Source organism: Erythrobacter sp. HKB08, from assembly GCF_004114695.1.
GTDB lineage: Bacteria > Pseudomonadota > Alphaproteobacteria > Sphingomonadales > Sphingomonadaceae > Parerythrobacter_A.
In genome coordinates this window covers 568,809-589,685 of sequence record NZ_CP035310.1, presented here as the reverse complement: position 1 = coordinate 589,685, position 20,877 = coordinate 568,809, and the positions used below count along the sequence as shown (strand labels likewise).

General features: G+C 65.3%; 19 protein-coding genes. 12 read left to right on the top strand and 7 right to left on the bottom strand.

Annotated features, from left to right (window positions below):
• Positions 1-15: 15 nt before the first annotated feature.
• The 12 genes from EO245_RS02835 (at position 16) to EO245_RS02780 (ending at position 13,880) form a co-directional block, all read left to right on the top strand.
• Positions 16-783 carry a hypothetical protein gene (locus EO245_RS02835; protein ID WP_128891510.1) on the top strand — a complete coding sequence of 256 codons (768 nt, stop codon included), beginning with the start codon at positions 16-18 and terminating at the stop codon, positions 781-783.
• A gap of 9 nt (positions 784-792) precedes the next feature.
• Complete coding sequence (locus EO245_RS02830; protein ID WP_128891509.1) at positions 793-1,914, top strand: glycosyltransferase family 4 protein; 1,122 nt, start codon at positions 793-795, stop codon at positions 1,912-1,914.
• Positions 1,911-3,272, top strand: coding sequence for an exo-alpha-sialidase (locus EO245_RS02825; RefSeq protein WP_128891508.1), 1,362 nt, complete (start codon positions 1,911-1,913; stop codon positions 3,270-3,272). The genes EO245_RS02830 and EO245_RS02825 overlap by 4 nt, the downstream gene beginning before the upstream one ends.
• A gap of 6 nt (positions 3,273-3,278) precedes the next feature.
• Positions 3,279-5,240, top strand: coding sequence for an asparagine synthase (glutamine-hydrolyzing) (gene asnB / locus EO245_RS02820; protein WP_128891507.1), 1,962 nt, complete (start codon positions 3,279-3,281; stop codon positions 5,238-5,240).
• Positions 5,216-6,565 carry a lipopolysaccharide biosynthesis protein gene (locus EO245_RS02815; protein WP_128891506.1) on the top strand — a complete coding sequence of 450 codons (1,350 nt, stop codon included), beginning with the start codon at positions 5,216-5,218 and terminating at the stop codon, positions 6,563-6,565. Before asnB ends, EO245_RS02815 begins: the two co-directional genes overlap by 25 nt.
• 12 nt (positions 6,566-6,577) lie before the next feature.
• The gene (locus tag EO245_RS02810) at positions 6,578-7,489 is read left to right on the top strand and encodes an FkbM family methyltransferase (protein WP_128891505.1); all 912 of its coding nucleotides are present in this window, start codon (positions 6,578-6,580) and stop codon (positions 7,487-7,489) included.
• A 40-nt stretch (positions 7,490-7,529) separates the two neighbouring features.
• Entirely contained in the window at positions 7,530-8,492 is a 963-nt protein-coding gene (locus tag EO245_RS02805) for an SIS domain-containing protein (protein ID WP_128891504.1), read from the top strand.
• 28 nt (positions 8,493-8,520) lie between these two features.
• Positions 8,521-9,645 carry a glycosyltransferase family 4 protein gene (locus EO245_RS02800; protein ID WP_128891503.1) on the top strand — a complete coding sequence of 375 codons (1,125 nt, stop codon included), beginning with the start codon at positions 8,521-8,523 and terminating at the stop codon, positions 9,643-9,645.
• A gap of 30 nt (positions 9,646-9,675) precedes the next feature.
• Complete coding sequence (locus EO245_RS02795) at positions 9,676-10,482, top strand: 3-deoxy-manno-octulosonate cytidylyltransferase (RefSeq protein WP_128891502.1); 807 nt, start codon at positions 9,676-9,678, stop codon at positions 10,480-10,482.
• A 125-nt stretch (positions 10,483-10,607) separates the two neighbouring features.
• Positions 10,608-11,462, top strand: coding sequence for a 3-deoxy-8-phosphooctulonate synthase (kdsA, locus tag EO245_RS02790; RefSeq protein ID WP_128891501.1), 855 nt, complete (start codon positions 10,608-10,610; stop codon positions 11,460-11,462).
• 83 nt (positions 11,463-11,545) lie between these two features.
• On the top strand, positions 11,546-12,847 hold the full coding sequence (locus EO245_RS02785; RefSeq protein ID WP_128891500.1) for a sugar transferase: 1,302 nt from the start codon (positions 11,546-11,548) through the stop codon (positions 12,845-12,847).
• A 19-nt stretch (positions 12,848-12,866) separates the two neighbouring features.
• Positions 12,867-13,880 (top strand): GDP-mannose 4,6-dehydratase, encoded by a 1,014-nt coding sequence (locus EO245_RS02780; protein ID WP_199798675.1) that lies wholly within the window; start codon positions 12,867-12,869, stop codon positions 13,878-13,880.
• A gap of 101 nt (positions 13,881-13,981) precedes the next feature.
• Here the strand turns inward: EO245_RS02780 and wecC are convergent, their stop codons facing one another.
• From wecC to EO245_RS02745, 7 genes are all read right to left on the bottom strand, one after another.
• Positions 13,982-15,283 (bottom strand): UDP-N-acetyl-D-mannosamine dehydrogenase, encoded by a 1,302-nt coding sequence (gene wecC / locus EO245_RS02775; protein ID WP_128891498.1) that lies wholly within the window; start codon positions 15,281-15,283, stop codon positions 13,982-13,984.
• A gap of 68 nt (positions 15,284-15,351) precedes the next feature.
• The gene (gene wecB / locus EO245_RS02770) at positions 15,352-16,470 is read right to left on the bottom strand and encodes a non-hydrolyzing UDP-N-acetylglucosamine 2-epimerase (protein ID WP_128891497.1); all 1,119 of its coding nucleotides are present in this window, start codon (positions 16,468-16,470) and stop codon (positions 15,352-15,354) included.
• Between the two features lie 56 nt (positions 16,471-16,526).
• The gene (locus EO245_RS02765) at positions 16,527-17,093 is read right to left on the bottom strand and encodes a hypothetical protein (protein WP_128891496.1); all 567 of its coding nucleotides are present in this window, start codon (positions 17,091-17,093) and stop codon (positions 16,527-16,529) included.
• A 90-nt stretch (positions 17,094-17,183) separates the two neighbouring features.
• Positions 17,184-17,720 carry a demethoxyubiquinone hydroxylase family protein gene (locus EO245_RS02760; RefSeq protein WP_199798674.1) on the bottom strand — a complete coding sequence of 179 codons (537 nt, stop codon included), beginning with the start codon at positions 17,718-17,720 and terminating at the stop codon, positions 17,184-17,186.
• Positions 17,717-18,190 (bottom strand): disulfide bond formation protein B, encoded by a 474-nt coding sequence (locus EO245_RS02755; protein ID WP_128891495.1) that lies wholly within the window; start codon positions 18,188-18,190, stop codon positions 17,717-17,719. The genes EO245_RS02760 and EO245_RS02755 overlap by 4 nt, the downstream gene beginning before the upstream one ends.
• Before the next feature lie 19 nt (positions 18,191-18,209).
• Positions 18,210-19,547 carry a S41 family peptidase gene (locus EO245_RS02750; protein WP_128891494.1) on the bottom strand — a complete coding sequence of 446 codons (1,338 nt, stop codon included), beginning with the start codon at positions 19,545-19,547 and terminating at the stop codon, positions 18,210-18,212.
• 108 nt (positions 19,548-19,655) lie between these two features.
• Entirely contained in the window at positions 19,656-20,873 is a 1,218-nt protein-coding gene (locus EO245_RS02745) for a murein hydrolase activator EnvC (RefSeq protein WP_128891493.1), read from the bottom strand.
• Positions 20,874-20,877 lie beyond the last annotated feature (4 nt).

The window sequence follows — 20,877 nt, the reverse complement described above, 5'->3', positions numbered from 1 at the left end:
GGTGGCGGGTCAGTCGTGCGCGTAAACAGGAGAACCGGGAAGCTCTGGCTGGTGCTGGCGGTGCTGATCGCGCCGCTGCCGTCCTTCCTCAAAGTGCCGTTTTACCGGATAGTGTTCGGCTACCGGATCGGGCGGAAGGTCAGGATCGGCCTTAGCCTGTTGATCGCGGGCGAATGCGAAATCGCCGATGGCGCGCGCATCGGGCACGGCAACCTCGTAATCCATTGCCAGCGTTTCGTCATGGGCAGCGAAGCGGTAATCGGCTTCGGCAATATCATCCGCGGCGGACGATCGGTGACGCTCGGCGACCGCTGCTCGATCACGCGCTTCAACGAGATCAATTCGATCATCGACGCCGATATCGACAGCGGCAAGACAGCTTCGGCCGAGGAAGCGGGCCACTTCGTGCTCGGCGAGGCGGGCATCATCACCGCCCAGCACAAAGTCGACTTCACTGGCGGCGTGACGATCGGCGACAACGCCATTCTCGGCGGCCGTCTGTCCAGCTTGTGGACCCACAACCGCCACCTCGACGGGCCTATCCGCATCGGGCGCAATACATACATGGGTTCGGGCATCCAGATGGTGCCCCGCTCGGCAATCGGAGACTTCTGCATCGTCGGGATCGGCAGCGTCGTGACCAAGGCCTTCACGTCCGAAATGATGTTGCTAGGCGGCAATCCGGCCAAGGAGATCAAGCCGCTCGACGAGGACTCCAAAATCCTCGTCACGCGCCCGACCCGTATCGATCTCGAGCCGGTCGCTGGCGAGGATGCGGCCTAAGGCCCGGTCATGCGTTTGCTGTTTGCCATCAAGGGGCTGGTCATCGAGGGCGGCGGGGCCGAGCGCGTGTTCGTCGACGTGGCCAACGCGCTGTCCGCGCGCGGCCACGAAGTATCGATCGCCACTTTCGACCGGCTCGAGCGCGACCTGTTTTACGATGTCTCGCCCGACATCCCGGTCCACCGCCTCGGGTTCGGCGAACCGGGTGTTCCGACGCCGCGCTGGACCGTGCCGATTACGCTGCGCCGCTTCCACCGGCTCGCACGCGAGCTCCAGCCCGATGCGGCAGCGGCGTTCATGCATTCGACCTATGTGCCGGTGTTTTTCGGCCTGCTCGGGACCGGCGTGCCGCTGGTGCTTAGCGAGCATACGGCGGCGGCCCATTTCGAGGATCGCCCGTTGCAGCGCGCACTCGTCAGCTTCGTGCAGAAGCACAGCTACGCCAAGACGGTCGTCTCCGACGTAATCCGCGACGAGCATCCGCCCGCCAGCCGCGACAACCTCGTCGTCGTGCCGAACCCGGTCGACATGGCGAGCTTCGCCCCGGCGCGAGAGATCGAGCCGGAGAAAGTGATCCTGTGCGTCGGCGGCTTGCGCGTCGAAAAGGGGCAGGACGTACTCGTGAAAACCTTCGACCTCGTCGCAGGCGAGTTTCCCGACTGGCGACTGAGGCTTGTCGGCGACGGCGTCACTCGCCCGCAGATCGAGGCACTTGTCGCGCAGGCGAAGCATGGCAATCGGATCGAGCTGGCAGGCGTGCAGAAGAACGTCCCGCCGGAATATGCCCGCGCTGCCTTCGCCGTCGTTCCCTCGCGCTATGAATCGCTCGCGCTGGTCGCGATCGAGGCCATGGCGAGCGGCAGGCCGGTCATCGGCTTTTCCGATTGTGCCGGCCCCGCCAAGCTGATCGAGGACGGCGTGAACGGCATCCTCGTCAATCCCGGCAGCGACCGGGTGGAGGCGCTGGCCGAGGCGATGCGCAGGCTGATGCGGGAACCCGAAACACGCCGCACGCTCGGCGAAGCGGCACCGGCGAGTGTCACCGAGTACTCCGCCGAAGCGGTTATCGATCATTGGGAAGCGTTGCTCGAAGGAGCAAAGGACAAAGCTCCGATAGCCCGAGAAGGATGACCAAGCGGAAGAGCCCAAGGGTGCGAATACGGCGCGCGATTGCGGGGATCGCCGCATTGGGTGCGCTGATGCTCGTTGCCTGCATAGGCTGGTTCGTCCTTGGCCCCGCGAGCCGCATTTCCGACTATTCCGAGCAAGGCATTCCCGACGGAGCGGCCCCGAGGCTTACAGCCACCGAGATCAGGGATTTGCCTCTCAGCTGCGAGCTTGTCGCAACCGGCGGCACGGCCAATGCCGATGGAGACCTTCCGTACCGCAACCATGCCTATCTTGCCCGGTACGATGGGCGATACTTCGTGATGTTCAGCCGATGGTACGGCGTCGAGGACCAGCCAGGAAGCATTGTCGAATATGCGACTTCGAACGACGGCACGACCTGGACCGCGCCAAAAATCCTTGCCGAGCCGGTCGCCGGGCACGGAATCATTGCGCGGGGTTTCGTCGAGCGGGACGGAAAGCTTTTTGCCTGGCATGCAACTCACACGGGCGACACGTTTTTCCGCAACGGGAAAAGGTTCGCCAATTCGGCCGAGCACAGGGAGGAGCGAAATATCGCCATCCTGGAAAGCGAATGGCTCGGCGACGGGCGCGGCTGGCGGCCTAACCGTGTCGTCCTGGAAGGCTTCCTGAACAATTATTCGCCGCGTCGTTTCGGACAATCGCAGATGATGGCGGTGCGCGACCAAGACCGCGTGACCTATCTTGCCCGAAGCGTGGACGGAGACGATTCCTGGCAATTGAGCGAGCCCTTGCCGCGGCCTGATTCCCCTCCACCTGGCCTGCTCGGCATGCATCTTCCCGACGAGCCGGTAGTCATGTCCAACGAGCAAGATTCCGCACACGTGATCCTTCGCAACAACAACACCGAGGATCGAAGGCTATGGGCGGCCGAACTTGTGGGAGGGGAATGGCAAGAGCCCTACCCGCTTCCATTCCCATCGGACGCGAGCAAGTTCCTTCCGCTCGAACTGGCCGACGGCCGCACCGCCCTGATCGGTAATTTCGAGCCGGATGTGCATCGGGCGCTCCTCAACATGGCAATCAGTAGCGATGCCTCTACCGACTACGGCACGATTTTCCGCCTGGCGCCTGAGGGGCAGATCTCGGGATTGCTGTGGCGATCGCCGCAATATCCCCACGCGATAGTTTCGGGCGATACGCTGATGCTGGCTTTCGCGCTCAGCAAGCGGGACATCTCTGTCTGTGCGGCTCCCGCCACTCTGGAGGGCCTCGAGGCTCAATCATCCTTTGAGTTGATGCCGCGCCTGTTCAAGGGCCTGTGCAACCGCGGCCTGCCAAAGTATGTGCGGCGCGCACTCGGCTACGCCGTATGCCGTGAACACTTGGTCTGGGGCTGAAATTCAATGTGCGGGCTGGCAGGATTTTTCGGCTTCGGAGCGGTCGGTGATGCGGCGGCGTCGCTGACGGCGATGACCGATGCCATCGTCCATCGCGGGCCGGACGCGGATGGCGCGTGGATCGATGGGGAGGCGCAGATCGCGCTCGGCCACCGCCGCCTCTCGATCATCGACCTTTCGCCGAGCGGCGCGCAGCCGATGGTCTCGCACGATGGCCGCATGGCCTTCGCCTTCAATGGCGAGGTCTACAACTACCTCGACATCCGCGCCGATCTCGAAGCGCGATACGGCCCGATCGAATGGCGCGGTCATTCCGACAGCGAGGTCGTACTCGAAGCATTCGCGCGCGACGGCATCCAGCCGGTGCTAGACAGGATCGACGGCATGTTCGCCATGGCGGTGTTCGACCGCGAGACGCGCGAGCTGACGCTGGTCCGCGACGCTTTCGGCGAGAAACCACTCTACTACGGCCTGTGGCAGGGCAGTTTGCTGTTCGCCTCCGAGCTGCGATCGATGGAAGCGCTCGAGGGTTTCGCGCCCGCGATGGATCTCGATGCGCTCGGCGACTTCTTCAAATATTCCTACATCCCCGGCCCGAGCACGATCTGGCAGGGCATTTCCAAGCTACCGCCTGCGCACCGCATCACCGTCAAGCTCGACGACATACGCGAGGCAAGAATGCCGCAGCCCGTCGCCTGGTGGGACGCGGTAGGCGATGCGCTCGCGGCGCGAGGTGCGACTTTCGCAGGCTCTGCACGGGAAGCGCGGGAGGAAGGCGACCGGCTGCTGATGGCTTCGGCCGGCAGGCGACTGATGTCGGACGTACCGCTCGGCGCTTTCCTGTCGGGCGGGATCGATTCCTCGATGACGGTCGCGCTGATGCAGGCGCAGGCCGACCGCCCGGTGCGCACATTCTCGATCGGCATGGACGTGCCCGGCTTCGACGAAAGCCCCGCCGCGCGCGCCGTCGCCGAGCATCTCGGGACCGACCATACCGAGCTCGTCCTGACGCCCGCGCAGGTGCAGGACGCGATCCCGCGCATCGCGCATGTGCATGACGAGCCGTTCGCGGATTCGAGCCAGGTGCCGACCTTCCTCGTCTCGCAGATGGCGCGCGAGCATGTGACGGTCGCGCTGTCTGGCGACGGGGGCGACGAGATTTTCGGCGGCTACAACCGCTATTTCAACGGCCCCCGCGTGTGGAACCGCGTCGCCGGACTGCCCGCCCCGCTGCGCAAGGCCGCAGGCGGCGCGCTGGCTGCGATCCCGCAGGGGTTGATCGACGGGGCGACGAGGCTCGCCGGTCCGCTCGCGCCGAAGGAGCTCGCCGCAGGGCGCGCGAGCGAGAAGGTCCAGAAACTCGCCCGCGTGCTGGCAACGCAGGACGAGCGCGCATTCCACGACCGGCTGCTGGCAACCGCCGATGCGCCGGAGACGATGCTGTCGGTCGATGCGCGCCTTTCGCGCCTTAGCGAGCGGCAGGACGCGCGCGCCGCCGCGCTCGATTTCGCGCAGCGTGCCATGCTGGTCGATACGGCCAACTACATGCCGGACGACGTGCTGGTAAAAGTCGACCGCGCGGCGATGGCCGTCTCGCTCGAAACGCGCACGCCCTATCTCGAACGCGATCTCTTCCGCTTCGCCTGGTCGCTGCCGGAGGAACTTCGCGCAGGCGGCAAGGAAGGCAAGCGCCTGCTGCGCGACATGCTTTACGCACGCGTCCCGCGCGAACTGGTCGACCGGCCCAAGGCGGGCTTTTCCATCCCCGTCGGCCGCTGGCTGCGCGGAGGCCTGCGCGAATGGGCCGAGAGCGAGCTGTCGCGCGATGCACTGGCCCGCAGCGGCCTGCTCGACGCGGACACCATCCGTCGCCGCTGGCAGGAGCACCTGTCCGGCAAGCGCGACCATGAAACGCTGCTGTGGAACGTACTGATGTTCCAGGCGTGGCAGCACGGCCGGGCGGGCTGATGCTGCGCAAGCTCATCTCCCAGGCGGTGTCGGTTGCCGGCCTGCGGGTCGTCGGAACCGGGCTCGGCGTTGGCGTGTCGATCGTGCTGGCCCGCGCTTTCGGGACCGAGGCGCTGGGCGTCTATTCGTTCTGCATCGCCCTGATGATGCTTGCCGCCGTGCCGATTTCCAACGGCTGGGCCGGGATGTTGCTCAGGAGCGTTGCGAAGCAGGGACGCCTCGACGGGCTCTCCCGATCGATGGCGCGATATGGCGCGATGGGTGCTCTCGTGACCGCTTCGATTGCAATGGTCGCAGGCGCGCTCGCCGTTTCCTTCGGCAGCAACGATATCGCGCAGGCGCTGGAGCCGGTGGCCTTTTCCGCCATCGGCCTGCTCGCCATTGCGCTGCTGGCTGACCAGGTCAGCGCATTGCGGATGGCGAGCCTGCGCGGGATCGACCGCCCTGCCCTCGCGCAGATTCCCGAGATGATACTGCGCCCGGCACTGCTCATCTGCGGGATCGGGCTGGTCTGGGCGCTGCTGCAGCCCGAAGGCCTCGCGCAAACCATGCTTGGCGTCTTCGCCGCAGTTGCCGTTGCAGCACTGGCGAGCGCAGTCGTCGGGCAATGGATCCTGTCACGCGTAACGCAGGTTCGCCCCTTGCGCGACGTCGATCCCGAGACGCGGCGTATGTGGATCGCCAGTGCCGCCGCCCTCGCCGGGAGCGCGGGGCTGGTGCAGCTCAACGGCTATATCGACCTGCTCCTCCTTGGCGGTATGCGCGGGGCGGAAGAAACCGGGCTCTACCGCGCCGGGCTGCAGATCGCGATGCTGGCCAATTTCGGCTACATCGCGCTCAACATGCTGGCCGGCCAGCGCTTTTCCAACTTCTTGGCGCAAGGCGATACCGCGTCTGCGGCGCAATCGGCTCGCTATCTCGCCCGGCTCGCCCTGCTGACCGCACTGCCGCTGCCGATTGTCCTGCTGATAGCGGGAGAGTGGCTCTTCACGCTGCTGTTCGGCCCGGAGTTCGCCCCTGCCGCAACACCCGCGCTGATCGTTTCGCTCGGCTTCTGCTTCAGCGCAGGGATCGGCATGGCGCATGCGCTGCTGATCATGAGCCACGGCGAATTCATCGCCATGCGAACGACTGCCGTCGCGCTGGCGATCAATGTCGCATTGTGTTTCGCCCTTATCCCGGCCTACGGGCTGATCGGAGCGGCCCTCGCCAATGTCGGAGCGAGCGTCTGCTGGAATATCCTGCTGTGGTATTTCGCAAGGCAACGCACGGGTATCGACTCCAGTTTTCTTGGATTTCTTGCGCCCTCTACTCGCCCCGGCTAGACAAGTCGGCGATTGGAGGGAGGGCCGATCAAGCAAATCCTTAAGTCTACTGCGCGGCGATTACTGACCGCACGCCCGATCAGCCGTGTCGCGGTCGGTACAGCGCGCGCGCTTCCGGGCAATTGGCAGAAGCGCCTGCCGGTCAATGTGCCCGAAAGCAGGCTGGTGCTCGATAGCGGGGCGAGCGTTTCGCTGGCGCAGCCACATCGCTGCCATGTCGCGCAGGAAGTGTTCTGGGGCGCGGGCCAGCTCGACAGCGGGCAGGATCGCAACGCGCTCAAGGCCGCGCTGGCATTCTCGCGCGACGCCGCGACCTTTCTCGACATCGGGTCCTACACCGGCCTGTTCGCTCTTGCAGCCGCGCGATCGAACCCTGGCCTGCAGGCCTATGCCTACGAGATCGTCGGCGAGAATTTCCTCCTCCTGTGGGAGAACACACTGCGCAACGATCTCGGCGACCGGGTCCACCCGCGGCTTGTCGCGATCGGCGGAGAGGACGGCGAAATCCGCATCCCCTACAACCAGTCCGACGGGCAGCTTGCCTCCTCGGTCGACATTGGCTGGAGCACCGATCACGGCGTTCGCGTGCCGATGAGGCGCCTCGACGACCTTCACCTCGACAGCCCCGGACCCGTCGCGGTGAAGATCGATGTCGAAGGGTTCGAAATGGAAGTCTTCGACGGTGCGCGCGAATTCCTCGCCCGTCACAAGCCCGACATGGTGTGCGAAGTGCTGCGCCGCGCCAAACGCGTGCCGGAAATGATGAAGCTGCTGGAAAGCCTCGGTTATCGCTGGTTCCATATCCGCGAGGAGGGATTTGCCCGCCGCGAGACGATCGTTGCCGACAAGCACCGGCGCGACTGGATGTTCACTTGCAGGAGCGATGAAGAAATCGCCGCATTGGGCCTCGAATTGATCGACTGACGCCGCTAAGAGGCGCCCCGAACAACTCGAAAGTACCGACATGACCAGCGAAATCAGCCCCTCGGCCTGCGGCGCCGAAGTGCTTCGTACCGAAATTGCCGCGCTCGAGCAGATGGCCGATGCGCTGGGTGCGGATTTCGACCGCGCGGCGCAGATGATGCACGACTGCAAGGGGCGCGTGATCGTCTCCGGCATGGGCAAGTCGGGCCATATCGGCAACAAGATCGCCGCGACGCTGGCGTCGACCGGCACGCCGTCTTTCTTCGTCCATCCGTCCGAGGCGAGCCACGGCGACCTCGGCATGATCACGAAGGACGACGTCTGCATCGTCATCTCCAATTCGGGCGAGACGGCGGAGCTGCACGGGCTGCTCGCCTATATCGCGCGGTTCGACATCGCGATGATCGCGGTCACCCGCAATGGCGAGAGCACGCTCGCCCGCCAGGGCGATGTCGCGCTGCTTTTGCCGCAGGCGCCCGAGGCGTGCAGCGTCGGCATGGCCCCGACGACCTCGACCACCTGCACGCTCGCGCTGGGCGATGCGCTCGCGGTTGCCGTCATGCGGATGCGCGGCTTCCAGAAGGAGGATTTCCATGTCTTCCACCCGGGCGGAAAGCTCGGCGCACAGTTCCTGCGCGTGCGCGACGTGATGCACACGGGCGAGGAATTGCCGGTCGTCTCTGCCAGCCAGCCGATGGGCGAAGTGCTGGTCGAAATGAGCGCCAAGGGCTTCGGCGTTGCCGGTGTGGTCGGCGAGGACGGCAAGCTTGCCGGCATCATCACCGATGGCGACCTGCGCCGAAATCTCGACGGGCTGATGGACCGCACCGCGATCGATACGGCGACGCGCGACCCGCTTTCCGCGGAAAGCGACATGCTGCTCAAGGAAGCGATGGCGCGGATGAACGAGCGCAAGATCAGCGCACTGCCGGTGCTCGACGAGGATGGCGGCTTCGTCGGCCTCGTCCACATCCACGACTGCCTGCGCGCCGGCGTTGCCTGAGCGTCGGGCCTGAGCGGAGGTTCGCGCGATGCGCATCGTCCTGACCGTCAACGCGGCGTGGAATATCTGGAATTTCCGGCGGCCGCTGGTCGAGGCGCTGCTGGCTGACGGGCACGAGGTGACAATCCTCGCCCCGCGCGACGAGACTGCCGAGAAGCTCGAAAGCCTCGGTGCGCGTTTCGTCGACCTCGCCATGGATGTGCGCGGGCTGGGTGTTGCGCAGAACCTCGGCATGGTCGGCCATTTCCGCCGCCATTTCCGTGCGCTCGAGCCAGACATCGTGCTGAGCTACACGATCAAGAACAACATCTTCGGCGCGATGGCGGCAGGCGGAATGGGCGTGCCCTTCCTGCCGAATGTCACCGGGCTCGGGACGATTTTCCTCGGCTCGAAGCCGATGTTCCTCGCCGGAAAGCTGCTGTACCGCCGCGGCATGGGCAAGCTGCCGGTCGTCTTCGTGCAGAATGCCGATGACCGCGAGTTCCTGCTCGAAAACCGACTCCTGCGCGAAGAGCAGATGCGGCTGTTGCCGGGATCGGGCATCGACCTCGCGCAATTCGCGGCGAGCCCGCTTCCCGCAGAGGATGGCGGCCTCTCGTTCCTGATGATTTCGCGCCTGATCCGCGACAAGGGGACGATGGAATTCCTCGAAGCTGCGCGCATGGTTCGCAAGCGTCGCCCCGATTGCCGTTTCAGATTGCTCGGCCCGCTCGGCGCGGCCAACCGCACGGCGATTACGCAAGAAGAGCTGCAGCCCTATCTCGACGATGGAAGCGTCGAGTATCTCGGCGCGACCGACGATGTGCGCCCCTTCGTCGAGGCAGCACACTGCGTCGTCCTGCCCTCCTACCGCGAAGGCGCGCCGCGATCCTTGATCGAAGCCGCTGCCATGGGCCGCCCGGTCATCACCACCGATGTCCCCGGCTGCCGCGCTGTAGTCGACGACGGCAAGTCGGGCCTGCTGTGCAAGGTACGCGATGCGGCAAGCCTCGCCGAAGCCTTCGAGCGCTTCGCCGGGCTTTCACCCGAAGAGCGCCAGGCAATGGGCGATGCGGGCCGCGCCAAGATGGCGGCGGAATACGACGTTTCCATCGTCATCGAGCGTTACCGCCAAGCCATTGCGGAACTTGCCGCGACCGGCCCGAACGCCTAGCGCGCTCGCAATCATTCAACGGAGCCAGCTATGTCCGGCGACATCCTCATCGTCATTCCCGCCCGCTATGCCTCGCAGCGCTATCCCGGCAAGCCGCTTGCCGAGCTGAAGGGTGCCTCGGGCGAGGCCAAGACCCTGATCGAGCGCAGCTGGGAAGCCGCCAAGCGTGTCGGCTCGGCCAGCCGCGTAGTGGTCGCATCGGACAGCGACGAAATCCTCGATGCCGCGCGCAGCTTCGGGGCCGAGGCGATCTACACCTCTTCGGACTGCCGCAACGGGACCGAGCGCTGCGCCGAGCTGCTTTCCTCGCTCGACGAGGAGCCGGAAATCGTCGTCAATTTGCAAGGCGATGCGCCGCTCATTCCCGACTGGTTCGTCGAGGACCTCATCGCCGCCATGCGCGCCGACCCTTCGATCGACGTCGCGACGCCGGTCGTGCGCTGCGGACGCACGCTTTATGAAAAGCTGGTCGCGGACGAGAAGCGCGAGATCGTCGGCGGGACATTCGCCGCCGTCTCCAGCGCGGGCGATGCGCATTATTTCTCCAAGCGCATCATCCCCCATTTCGACCTTGGCAAGATCGGCGACGGGCCGCTTCCGGTGCTGCTGCATATCGGCCTTTACGCCTATCGTCCGGCAGCGCTCCGCCGCTATGTCGCAGGCGAGCCGACGCTGCTCGAACAGCTCGAAGGGCTGGAGCAGCTGCGCTTCCTCGATCTCGGCGCGAGGATCCGCGTGGTCGAGGTGAAGTCGCCCGAGTGGGAGATATGGGAACTCAACAACCCGAGCGACATCCCGCATATCGAGGCGTCGCTGCAGGTCATGGGCATCGACTGACGCCACTTTTCATCGCTGCACCAATGTTATAGTGGCGTCTGTCAAGCGACTGCCACAAAACTGGCATTTACGAAGCCTATCGGCTTTCCTCCAAGCACACAGATTCGACGGATACCAAAACGATCATGAAACTTTGCGGCAAGACTGTCGGGCTCGACCAGCCCTTTTTCCTCTTCGCGGGCCCCTGCGTCATCGAATCCGAGGACATGGCGCTGCGCACTTCGGAAGCGGTCAAGAAAATCGCCGACGAGCTCGGCATCCACACCGTCTACAAGAGCAGCTTCGACAAGGCGAACCGCACCTCGGGCACGAGCTTCCGCGGTCCGGGCCTGCATGAGGGCCTCGAAATCCTCGCCAAGGTGAAGCGCGAGATCGGCATTCCGGTGCTGACCGACGTGCACGAGAAGGAACAGGTCGCCGCCGTCGCCGAAGTGGTCGACGTGATGCAGACCCCGGCCTTCCTCGCGCGTCAGACCGATTTCATCCAGGCGGTCGCTGCCGCCGGCAAGCCGGTCAACATCAAGAAGGCGCAGTTCATGGCGCCGGGCGACATGACCAATGTCGTCGAGAAGGCCGTGACCGCATCGAAGGAAGCCGGGCACGACGGCGACAACATCATGGTCTGCGAACGCGGCGCGAGCTTCGGCTACCAGAACCTCGTTTCCGACATGCGCAGCCTCGCGATCATGCGCGAGACGGGTCGCCCGGTCGTGTTCGACGCAACGCACTCGGTCCAGCTTCCCGGCGGCCAGGGCAAGAGCTCGGGCGGCCAGCGCGAATTCGTTCCGGTCCTCGCGCGCGCGGCAGTTGCCGTCGGCGTCTCGGGCCTGTTCATGGAAACGCACCCCGATCCGGCGAACGCAAAGTCCGACGGACCGAACGCCGTGCCGCTCGACCGCCTCAAGGGCTTGCTCGAACAGCTCCAGCGGATCGACGAAGTGGTTAAATCGCAGCCGTTCCTCGAGCAGGACTTCGGCTGACTTCGACCGCGGCCCGGTGGGAGGGCCGCCAGGATTGGATTGATCGCAGCGCCCGCAGGCCTTGCGGGCGGAGGGACTGACCTATGCTGATGCAGCAAGCCGAACCCAAGGCGCTCCAGCGAACCCACCCGCTCGCCTACCAGAGCGTGCAGCTGTTCTGCTATCTCGCGCTCGGGATCGCCATGCCGACGGCCATCTGGCTGATCGGGCGGGCCGAACTAATCGATGCGCCTTATGTTGTCGGTACGGTGACTGCGACGACCGGCGCAGCAGTGGCGAGCTGGTACGTCCTCTCGCGCTTGCGCCAATATGCCAAGGCGCGGCGCCTGTCCTATGTGATCCCGGTCAACCTGCTCGCTTTCGCGGCGGCGGCAGCGGTGATCGGCATGCTGCGCTCGCCCTATTCGATCGCGCTGTTCGGCCTGTGCGCCGGTGCGACGCTGGTGACGAGCTACGTCCTCACCGCTTGGACGCGGCTCGGCAACAAGGCGCAATATATCGTGCCGGGCGGACGAGTGACCGAGATGCGCCCGCGCCCCGAACATGTCGCGGTCGCCTCGCAGGAAGAGTTCGAGGCGCTGATCGACAGCGGCAATCTCAACGGGTCGGTCGTCGGCGACCTGCATTTCGACCATCACCCGGAATGGGAACGCCTCTTCGCCAAGGCCGCCCTCAAGGGCATTCCGGTCTATCACTACCGCCAGATCACCGAGCTCGAGACCGGGCAGGTGCGGATCGACCAGCTGAGCGAGAACGTGCTCGGCTCGCTCATCCCCAACCTGCCCTACATGGCCGCCAAGCGCCTGGTCGACGTGCTCGCCGTGATCCTGCTCTCGCCGGTTCTGATCCTGCTGATGCTCGGCATCGCGCTCGTGATCAAACTCGATTCCAGGGGGCCGGTGCTGTTCGTCCAGGAACGGATGGGCTTTCGCGGCGAGGTCTTCCGCATGGTCAAGTTCCGCACCATGCGCGAGCGCAAGGTCGACGACCATGTCGATGCGCAGCGCCACGATTCCATGACCAAGGACGACGACGATCGCATCACCCGCGTCGGGCGCTTCCTGCGCAAAGTTCGGCTCGACGAGCTGCCGCAGGCGTGGAACGTGCTCAAGGGCGACATGAGCTGGATCGGCCCGCGCCCCGAAGCGCTCAGCCTGTCCGAATGGTACGAGACCGAAATCCCGTTCTATTCCTATCGCCACATCGTCCGCCCCGGCCTGACAGGCTGGGCGCAGGTCAACCAGGGCCACGTCACCGGGGTCGATACCGCGACCGACAAGCTGCGGTACGATTTCTACTACGTGAAGAACATCTCGCTGTGGCTCGACCTGCTGATCACATTGAAGACCCTGAGGGTCATCGCAGGCGGCTTCGGCGCCCGCTAATCCACGAAGGCACATTTCCATGCGAAAGGTATTCGTCACCGGCACCGCCGGTTTCATCGGTTTCCACCTCGCACAGCTGCTCCTGAAGGAGGGCTTCGAAGTCGTCGGCTTCGACGGGATGACCGACTATTACGACGTGCGCATCAAGGAACGCCGCCACCAGATGCTGCTGCAGAACCAGCATTTCAGCGCGCATATCGGCATGCTCGAGGATTTCGACGCGCTGCGCGAACTGATGCTGGCGGAAAAGCCCGACGTCATCGTCCATCTCGCGGCGCAGGCGGGCGTGCGCTACAGCCTCGAGAACCCGCGCGCCTATCTCGATGCGAATATCGTCGGCACGTTCAACATCATGGAATGCGCGCGCGAGCTGGAAGTCGACCATTTGCTGATGGCCTCGACCAGCTCGGTCTACGGCGCGAACGACGAGATGCCGTTCGACGAGCTGGAGCGGGTCGAGACGCAGATGACCTTCTACGCCGCGACCAAGAAGGCGAACGAATCGATGGCGCACAGCTATGCGCATCTGTGGAACCTGCCGACGACCATGTTCCGCTTCTTCACGGTCTATGGCCCGTGGGGCCGGCCCGACATGGCGCTGTTCAAGTTCACCAAGGGTATCCTCGAAGGCACCCCGATCGATATCTACAACCACGGCGAGATGTACCGCGACTTCACTTTCGTGACCGATCTCGTGCGCGGCATCCGTCTGCTGATCGACGCTGTGCCCCAGCGCCCGGAAAGCAAGGACGACATCGAGGAAGGCGACAGCCTCTCGCCCGTCGCGCCGTTCCGCGTGGTCAACATCGGCAATTCCGACAAGGTCAAGCTGCTCGACTTCATCGAGGCAATCGAGGAGGAATGCGGCATCAAGGCCAAGCGCAACTACATGGACATGCAGAAGGGCGATGTGCCCGCGACATGGGCCAATGCAGACCTGCTTCGCCGCCTGACGGGCTACAAGCCTGAAACCGATTACCGCGAGGGCATCCGCCAGTTCGTCGCCTGGTATCGGGATTATTATCGGGTCTAGTCGGTTCCGGCCCACTCCCCCGCCCAGCCACCCGATAGGCTACCGGTTCACGATATCGGGTGGCTGGGCGGGGGAGCGGGCTGGCACCGCATCTTCAACGATCAGCTTGCGAGGCGCAGGCCTTCCTTGCGCGGTTCCATGCTCGCATCGGGCCAGATGCCGCGCGTGTCGTAGACCAGCGCTTGGGCGCGTTCTTCGCTCGGCACGACCTTGAACACGTCATGGTCGACCAGCACGATCAGGATCCCGCAGTTCTCCAGCGCGTGGTCGAGGTCGACCAGCTCGACGCCGGTATCCTTGAACTCGATCGGTAGCTCGCCCGCGTAAGGCTCGACGATCGACACCTGCGATCCGAACTTGCGCGCCAGCCGCGAGGCGACGAAGCGCGCCGGGCTTTCGCGGAAATCGTCGATATTCGCCTTGAAGGCGAGGCCGAGGCAGGCAACCGGCACACCCGGGTTGTCGGCAATGAGCTTTTCCGCGCGCGCGACGACGTGGTGCATCTTCGCATCGTTCACTTCGCGTCCCGTGCGGATCAGCGGCGAATGCTCGGGCGCACCGTTGATGATGAACCACGGGTCGACTGCGATGCAGTGGCCGCCGACGCCCGGACCCGGCGTGAGGATGTTCACGCGCGGATGGCGGTTGGCGAGCTTGATCACTTCCCACACATCGAGCCCCATTTCGTCGGAGATGATCGAAAGCTCGTTGGCGAAAGCGATGTTCACGTCGCGATAGGCGTTCTCGACCAGCTTGGTCATCTCCGCGCTTTTCGCGTCGGTGGTGACGCAGGTCCCGCGCACGAAGCGCTTGTAGAAGGCGAGCGCCTTGCGCGCACAGCGCGGGGTGATGCCGCCGATCGAGCGGTCGTTATGCGTCAGCTCTTCGAGAATCTTGCCCGGCAGGACGCGCTCGGGGCAGTAGGCGATCGAGACATCCGGCGTGTCGGTCGTGAGGCCCGGCAGCTTGAGGTCGGGGCGAAGCCCGGCGATCAGGTCGCGCATCTGCTCCGTCGTGCCCACCGGCGAGGTGGATTCGAGGATGATGCAGTCGCCCTTCTTGAGCACGCCGGCAACCTCGGTCGCCGCCGCCATCACGTAGGATACGTCGGGGGTGTGCTGGCCGTCCTTCTCGAACGGGGTCGGCACGGCGATCACGAATACGTCGGCCGGGACGATCTGGGTCGATGCCTTGAGCATGCCGCGCTGCACGACGCCGCGCACCAGCCCGTCGAGATCGACTTCCTCGATGTGAATCTCGCCGCGATTGATCGTGTCGACCACGTGCTGCGACACGTCGATCCCGGTCACCGGGCAATTCGCCCGGGCGATGATCGCTGCCGTGGGAAGCCCGATATAGCCGAGCCCGATTACACATACGTCCGGTTTGGTATCGCCGCGCATTGCTGTCCTGCCTTTACTTCGGCGGTCAGCCTTACGCGGCAGTGGTAAACATAGCGGTAATGATGGGACTAGCTTGCGAGCAGCTCCACGATGCGCTGCGTCGCCTTGCCGTCGCCGAAGGGATTGTGCGCCTTCGCCATGGCCGAATAGGCATCCCTGTCGTCGAGCAGGCGGGTCGCTTCCTCGACGATCCGGTCGGCATCCGTGCCCACCAGCTTCGCAGTCCCGGCCTCGACACCCTCGGGGCGCTCGGTCGTCTCACGCATGACGAGCACGGGCTTGCCGAGTGCAGGCGCCTCCTCCTGCACGCCGCCGCTGTCGGTCAGCATGATCCCTGCGATGTCGAGCAGGCGGGCGAAATGCGGATAGTCGAGCGGCTCGATCAGCGCGACGTTGTCGAGCCCGGCGAGCTGGGCATTCATCACGTTGCGCACGTTCGGATTGAGGTGAACCGGGAAGATCATCGCGACATCCTCGCGCGCGGCGAGACGCCGGATCGCCTCGGCAATGCCTTCCATCCCGCCACCGAAATTTTCGCGCCGGTGGCTGGTGACGCCGATGATCCGCTTGCCTGCGAAGCGCTCCTCCAGCGGGGCGAGGTCCCTGGCGAGTCCGGGCTCGCTCTCGATCTTGGCGGTGATCCAGTGCAGCGCGTCGATCACCGTGTTGCCGGTGACATGCACGCTTGCCGGGTCGACATTCTCGCGCCGCAGCGCCTCGGCCGCGGTTTCGGTCGGCGCAAAATGGAGCGCGGCAAAACTGCCGATGACCTTGCGATTGACCTCTTCGGGCCAGGGATGGTGGATGTTCCCGCTGCGCAGGCCCGCCTCGACATGGGCGACCGGGATCTTGCGATAATAGGCAGCGAGCGCACCGCACATGGCCGTTGCAGTGTCGCCCTGCACCACCACGAAATCGGGTTTCTCGGCGTCCATGACCTCGCCGAGGCCGGTCAACAGCCGCGCGGTAAGCGCGTCGAGCGACTGGTCGGGCTGCATGACATCGAGGTCGTGATGCGGCTCGATCCCGGCAATCTCGAGCACCTGGTCGAGCATGCCGCGATGCTGGCCGGACACGCAGACGCGCGAATTGAACCGCGCATCGGCTTCGAGCGCGTGGCACAGGGGGAAGAGCTTGATCGCTTCGGGGCGTGTGCCGAATACGGTCAGGATAGTGCGCGTGGTCATGCCCCGCCCCCTAGCAGCGCAAGGTTAAGGCCGCGTTTGCCCTGTTCCGCTTTTGCTCAGTTCTCGTCGGGCTGGGGCAGTTCTTCCTCGCCCTCGCCCGGCACTTCGGCAGCACGCTCGCGTTCGAGACGCTCCATGTACTGGCGCTCGATCTGTTCGACGCGGGCCTGTTCCTCGGCCGCCTGCTCGTCGATCTGCGAAAGGCGGTCGGCACGCGCAGCTGCAATCAGCTCGCTGAAGCGGACGTTCGCGCCGGTGCGCTTTTCGCCATAGGCCTGTTCGAGCAGTTGCTGGGTACAACCGGTGAAGCCACCGGCACCGGCGGTCGAGCAGGACATGATGCCGAAATCGCCGATCAGCTCGAGCTTCTCGACGCGCTGCGCCCAGGCGGTGTTTTCCGGGTCTTCGCTGAAGCGCAGGTTTTCCGGAATGCGGTAGCGGTCGTTCTCCGGCAGGCGCGCCACGACGCAGATCAGACCTTCGGGGCACGGCGGAGCGGCATCGTCGCCATAGACGATCGCGGTCTGCACATCGTCGGTGAGCGCTTCGGCCTCGTCCTGCGCAGCGGCGGGCGCGGCGATAAGGGCGAAACCAGCAAGCGAAGCGGCGATCAGCGTTTTCATGGCAATTCCTGTCGGTCGAAATACTCCCGCCACCATCGGCGGGCAGGCGTGAACTCTATATGAAGCGAAATGGGTGCGAAAGCGGCCAGATCAAACGCGCTCGGCGAGCTTGATCGCGACGCGGCAGCCGAGGCGGATCGCGCCCGACAGCAGCGGATAGGCCGGAGCCTTCTCCGCGCCCGCTGCAATCGCGGTGTCGCGATGCTCTCGCTCTTCCTCGCGGAACTGCTCGATCATGGCGGCGAGCTCGGGATCGCTCCCGTCTTCTTCCAGCGCATCGAGCTGCTCGGAATAATGCTTGTCGATCTCTTCCTCGACCGCAGCGGTACAGGCCATCGCAGCCTCGGGGCCGAGCAGCGCCGTGCCCGCGCCGAGCGCATAGCCGGCAACCGACCAGAACGGCTGCAATGCCGTCGGGCGAACGCCGCGGCGCGCCATCAGCGCATCGAACTTGGCACGGTGGACCTCTTCCTGCGCCGCCATATGGGCAATTTCTGCCGACATCGGATGCCGGTCGCCCATGACCGCGAGCTGGCCCTCGTAAATGCGCGTCGCGCCGAATTCGCCCGCCTGGTCGACCCGGATCATCGAGGCCGTGTCTGGCTTTGTCGTCACATGCTTGCTCATACAGTCTTCCTTCGCGCCAGCAGGCCGAGCACTGCCAGCCCGCCGAACGTCGAGATGAGAAAATTCCAACCTGCAAGGCTAACGCCGAACAGGCTCCAAGGTGCCTGGTCGCAGCGCGTCAGCGGCGCATTGAAGATATCGTCGAGTGCATTGCCGCCGCCCGACTGGGTGGTCGCGCAATCGGTGATACCTTCCCACCAGCCGTATTCGACGCCCGCATGGAAACCTCCGATCAGGCCCGAAACCACGACCGCCAGCGCGGCGAGCGCGATCCACAGGCGGCGTGGCGAGGCGAAATAGGAAATGAGGCCGAGCACGATGGCGACGAAATGCGGATAGCGCTGCCACCAGCACATTTCGCACGGGAACAGGCCGAAACCGTATTCGGAAATATAGGCACCGCCGAGCAGCAGCGCCGGGATACCGAGCGCGAGTCGCTGTGCGAGCCGGTCCGAAGGCGAAATTGTCATGCCGGCGGCGCTAAATGCCTCAGTCGCGGCGCGCAACCGTGTTCGGCGCAGTGCGGCGCAGCGTCTCCAGCGCGTAATGCAGCTGGTAATCCTCGATGCCCTGCTCCTTCAGCTCTTCCGCCGTCTTGGTGAAGCGCGGATCGGCCGACTTGTCGGTTTCGAGATCCTTGTCGGCGAGGCCGACCTCGTTGACGAGATGGCCGCGGAGATCGGATTCGCGGATCTGGAATTTCGCGCGGCGCGCCAGGTCGGGATCGGACAGCTGCGGCACGCGGATATCCGGCTTGATGCCGCCTTCCTGCACCGAATGGCCCGCCGGCGTGTAGTAACGCGCGGTGGTCAGCTTGAGCGCGCTGTCGTTGCCCATGATGAGGAGCGACTGCACGCTGCCCTTGCCGAAGCTGCGCTCGCCCATGATCACCGCGCGGCGGTGGTCCTGCAGCGCGCCGGCGACGATCTCGGAAGCCGAAGCAGAGCCTGCATCGATCAGGACGACCATCGGAATGCCCTCCGCGATCTGGCCGCGGAACGCGGTCTCCGCATCGTAGAGCACGGTTTCGCCCCGCGCGCGGCCGCGCTGCGAGACGATGCGGCCCTTGTCGAGGAACAGGTCGGACAGCGCCACCGCCTCGTCGAGCGAACCGCCCGGGTTCGAGCGCAGGTCGAGGACGAGGCCGTTGATCCGGCCGGTCGCTTCGCGGCGCATCGCCTGCCACGAGGCGAACACGTCGGCGCCGACGTCGCGGCTGAATTCGTTGACGGTGATGATGCCGATATTCCCGGCCGCGATTTCATGCGTCACCGGTTCGAGTTCGATCACGCCGCGCGTCACGCTGACGTCGAACGGCTCGTCGCGGCCCGGACGGTAGACGGTCAGGCGGATCGAGGTGCCTGCCGGCCCGCGCATGCGGCTGACCGCTTCGTCGAGGTCGCCGCCGTAGATCAGCTCGCCATCGAGGTGGGTGATGAAGTCGCCCGCCTTTAGGCCGGCTTCATCGGCAGGGCTGCCACGGAAGGGCGAAATGATCTTGACCGCACCATCGTCCATCACGACCGACAGGCCGAGACCCGAATAATTGCCGTCGATCATGGTTTCGAGGCGTTCGAGGTCCGAACCGTCGAGATAGGCCGAATGCGGGTCGAGCGAGGCGAGCATGCCGTCGATCGCACCGCGAATCAGCTTCTCGTCATCGACCGGCTCGACGTAATTCGCCTTGATGCGCTGGTAGGTCGCGAAGAGCTTGGAAAACTCCGGCCCGGCCTTGCCGTCCACCTGTGCCATCCCGGCCGTAGTGGCGGGAATCAGCGCCACGGCGGTCACCAGGGCGGCAGAGCGTGCAAGTGCGGCAAATTTCATCGGGTCGAGCCTTTCCTTTGTGCACAATCTATCGCGCGCGGCGCCTGAACGCCAGATGAGGAATTCTGCGGCGTCCCAAAGCGGCGCGATTGCGGCAGGGCGGCTTAACTAGCGGATGAAGGCGAGCGGATTGATCGGCTGCCCTTCGCGCCGGACTTCGAGCATCACCTCGGGCTGCCCGACGCCTGCGACGCCGAGCGGGGCGCCCGCAACCAGATCGTCGCCTACCGCGACATCGGTCCGGGCAAGTCCGGTGACGAGGCTGGTGAGGTCGCCGTCATGCTCGAGGATCACGATCCGTCCATAGCCGCGATAGGGCCCGGCAAAGGCGACGCGGCCCTTGGCCGGTGCGACGACCTGCGCACCGTCGCGCGGGCGCAGCGTCAGGCCGGTCGATCGGACACCGCCCGACGATTGCTCGCCGAAGCCCGAGACCGTCCGGCCCGAAACGGGCAGCTGGAAGGCGAGCCTGCCAGCTGCGGTGGGCGATGCGGCAATGGAGGGGTTCGAGACAGGTGCTGCCTGTTCGGGTTCTGCCGGGCGCATCACGGGGCCGGGCAAGGCGGCCAGCTGGGAACGCAGGCTGCCGGCGCGGTCGAGCTGTTCGATGAATTCGTCGAGATCGCGCGCCTGTTCTGCAAGAGCAAGGGCGCGCTCGTTCTCGCGGCTGGCGTCGCCGCCCGCACGACGCGAGGCGAGCCGCTGGCGGGTCTCGATCGCGGCAAGGCGCTTGCGGCGATCGCCGAGCTGGGTTTCCGTATCGCGCAGGACGGCGAGCGCCTGGTTCGCCTCTCGCTCGAGCTCCTTGCCGCGCGCGATCTCGGCGCGCAGCGCGGCAGTGCGTTCGCGCACCTGCGGGATGGTGCTTTCGAGCATGGCGCGAAGGTATACCGTCTCCCTCAGCGAACCGGGCTTGAGCGCCGAAAGCGCGACCGGTCGGCGCGCGAGTTTCTGCAGCGCGCCGGTCAGGCGCACGAGCGGCTCACGCCGTTCGGCAAGCCGGCTCGCCAGCTGGCTGCGTTCGCGATTGATGAGAGCGACGCGTGCTTCGGCCGCCGCAATTCCCGCCTCGGCCTGCTGGATGCGCGCGGCAAGCGCTGCTGCTTCGCGCGCGGTCTTCTCCGCCGCCTCGGTCGCCTCGCGCGCGGCTGCTTCGAGACGCTCGCCGCGCTCTTCCGCCTGACGCGCTTCGCGCTGGGCATCGCGCAGCTGCTTGCGGATCGCATCGGCGTCCTCGACCGGCGCATCACCCTGCGCAAGCGCGACCCCGCCGACGAGTGCGGCGAGTGCGGCCGAAGAGAAAAGAGCGAGATAGCGACGCGTCATGGCG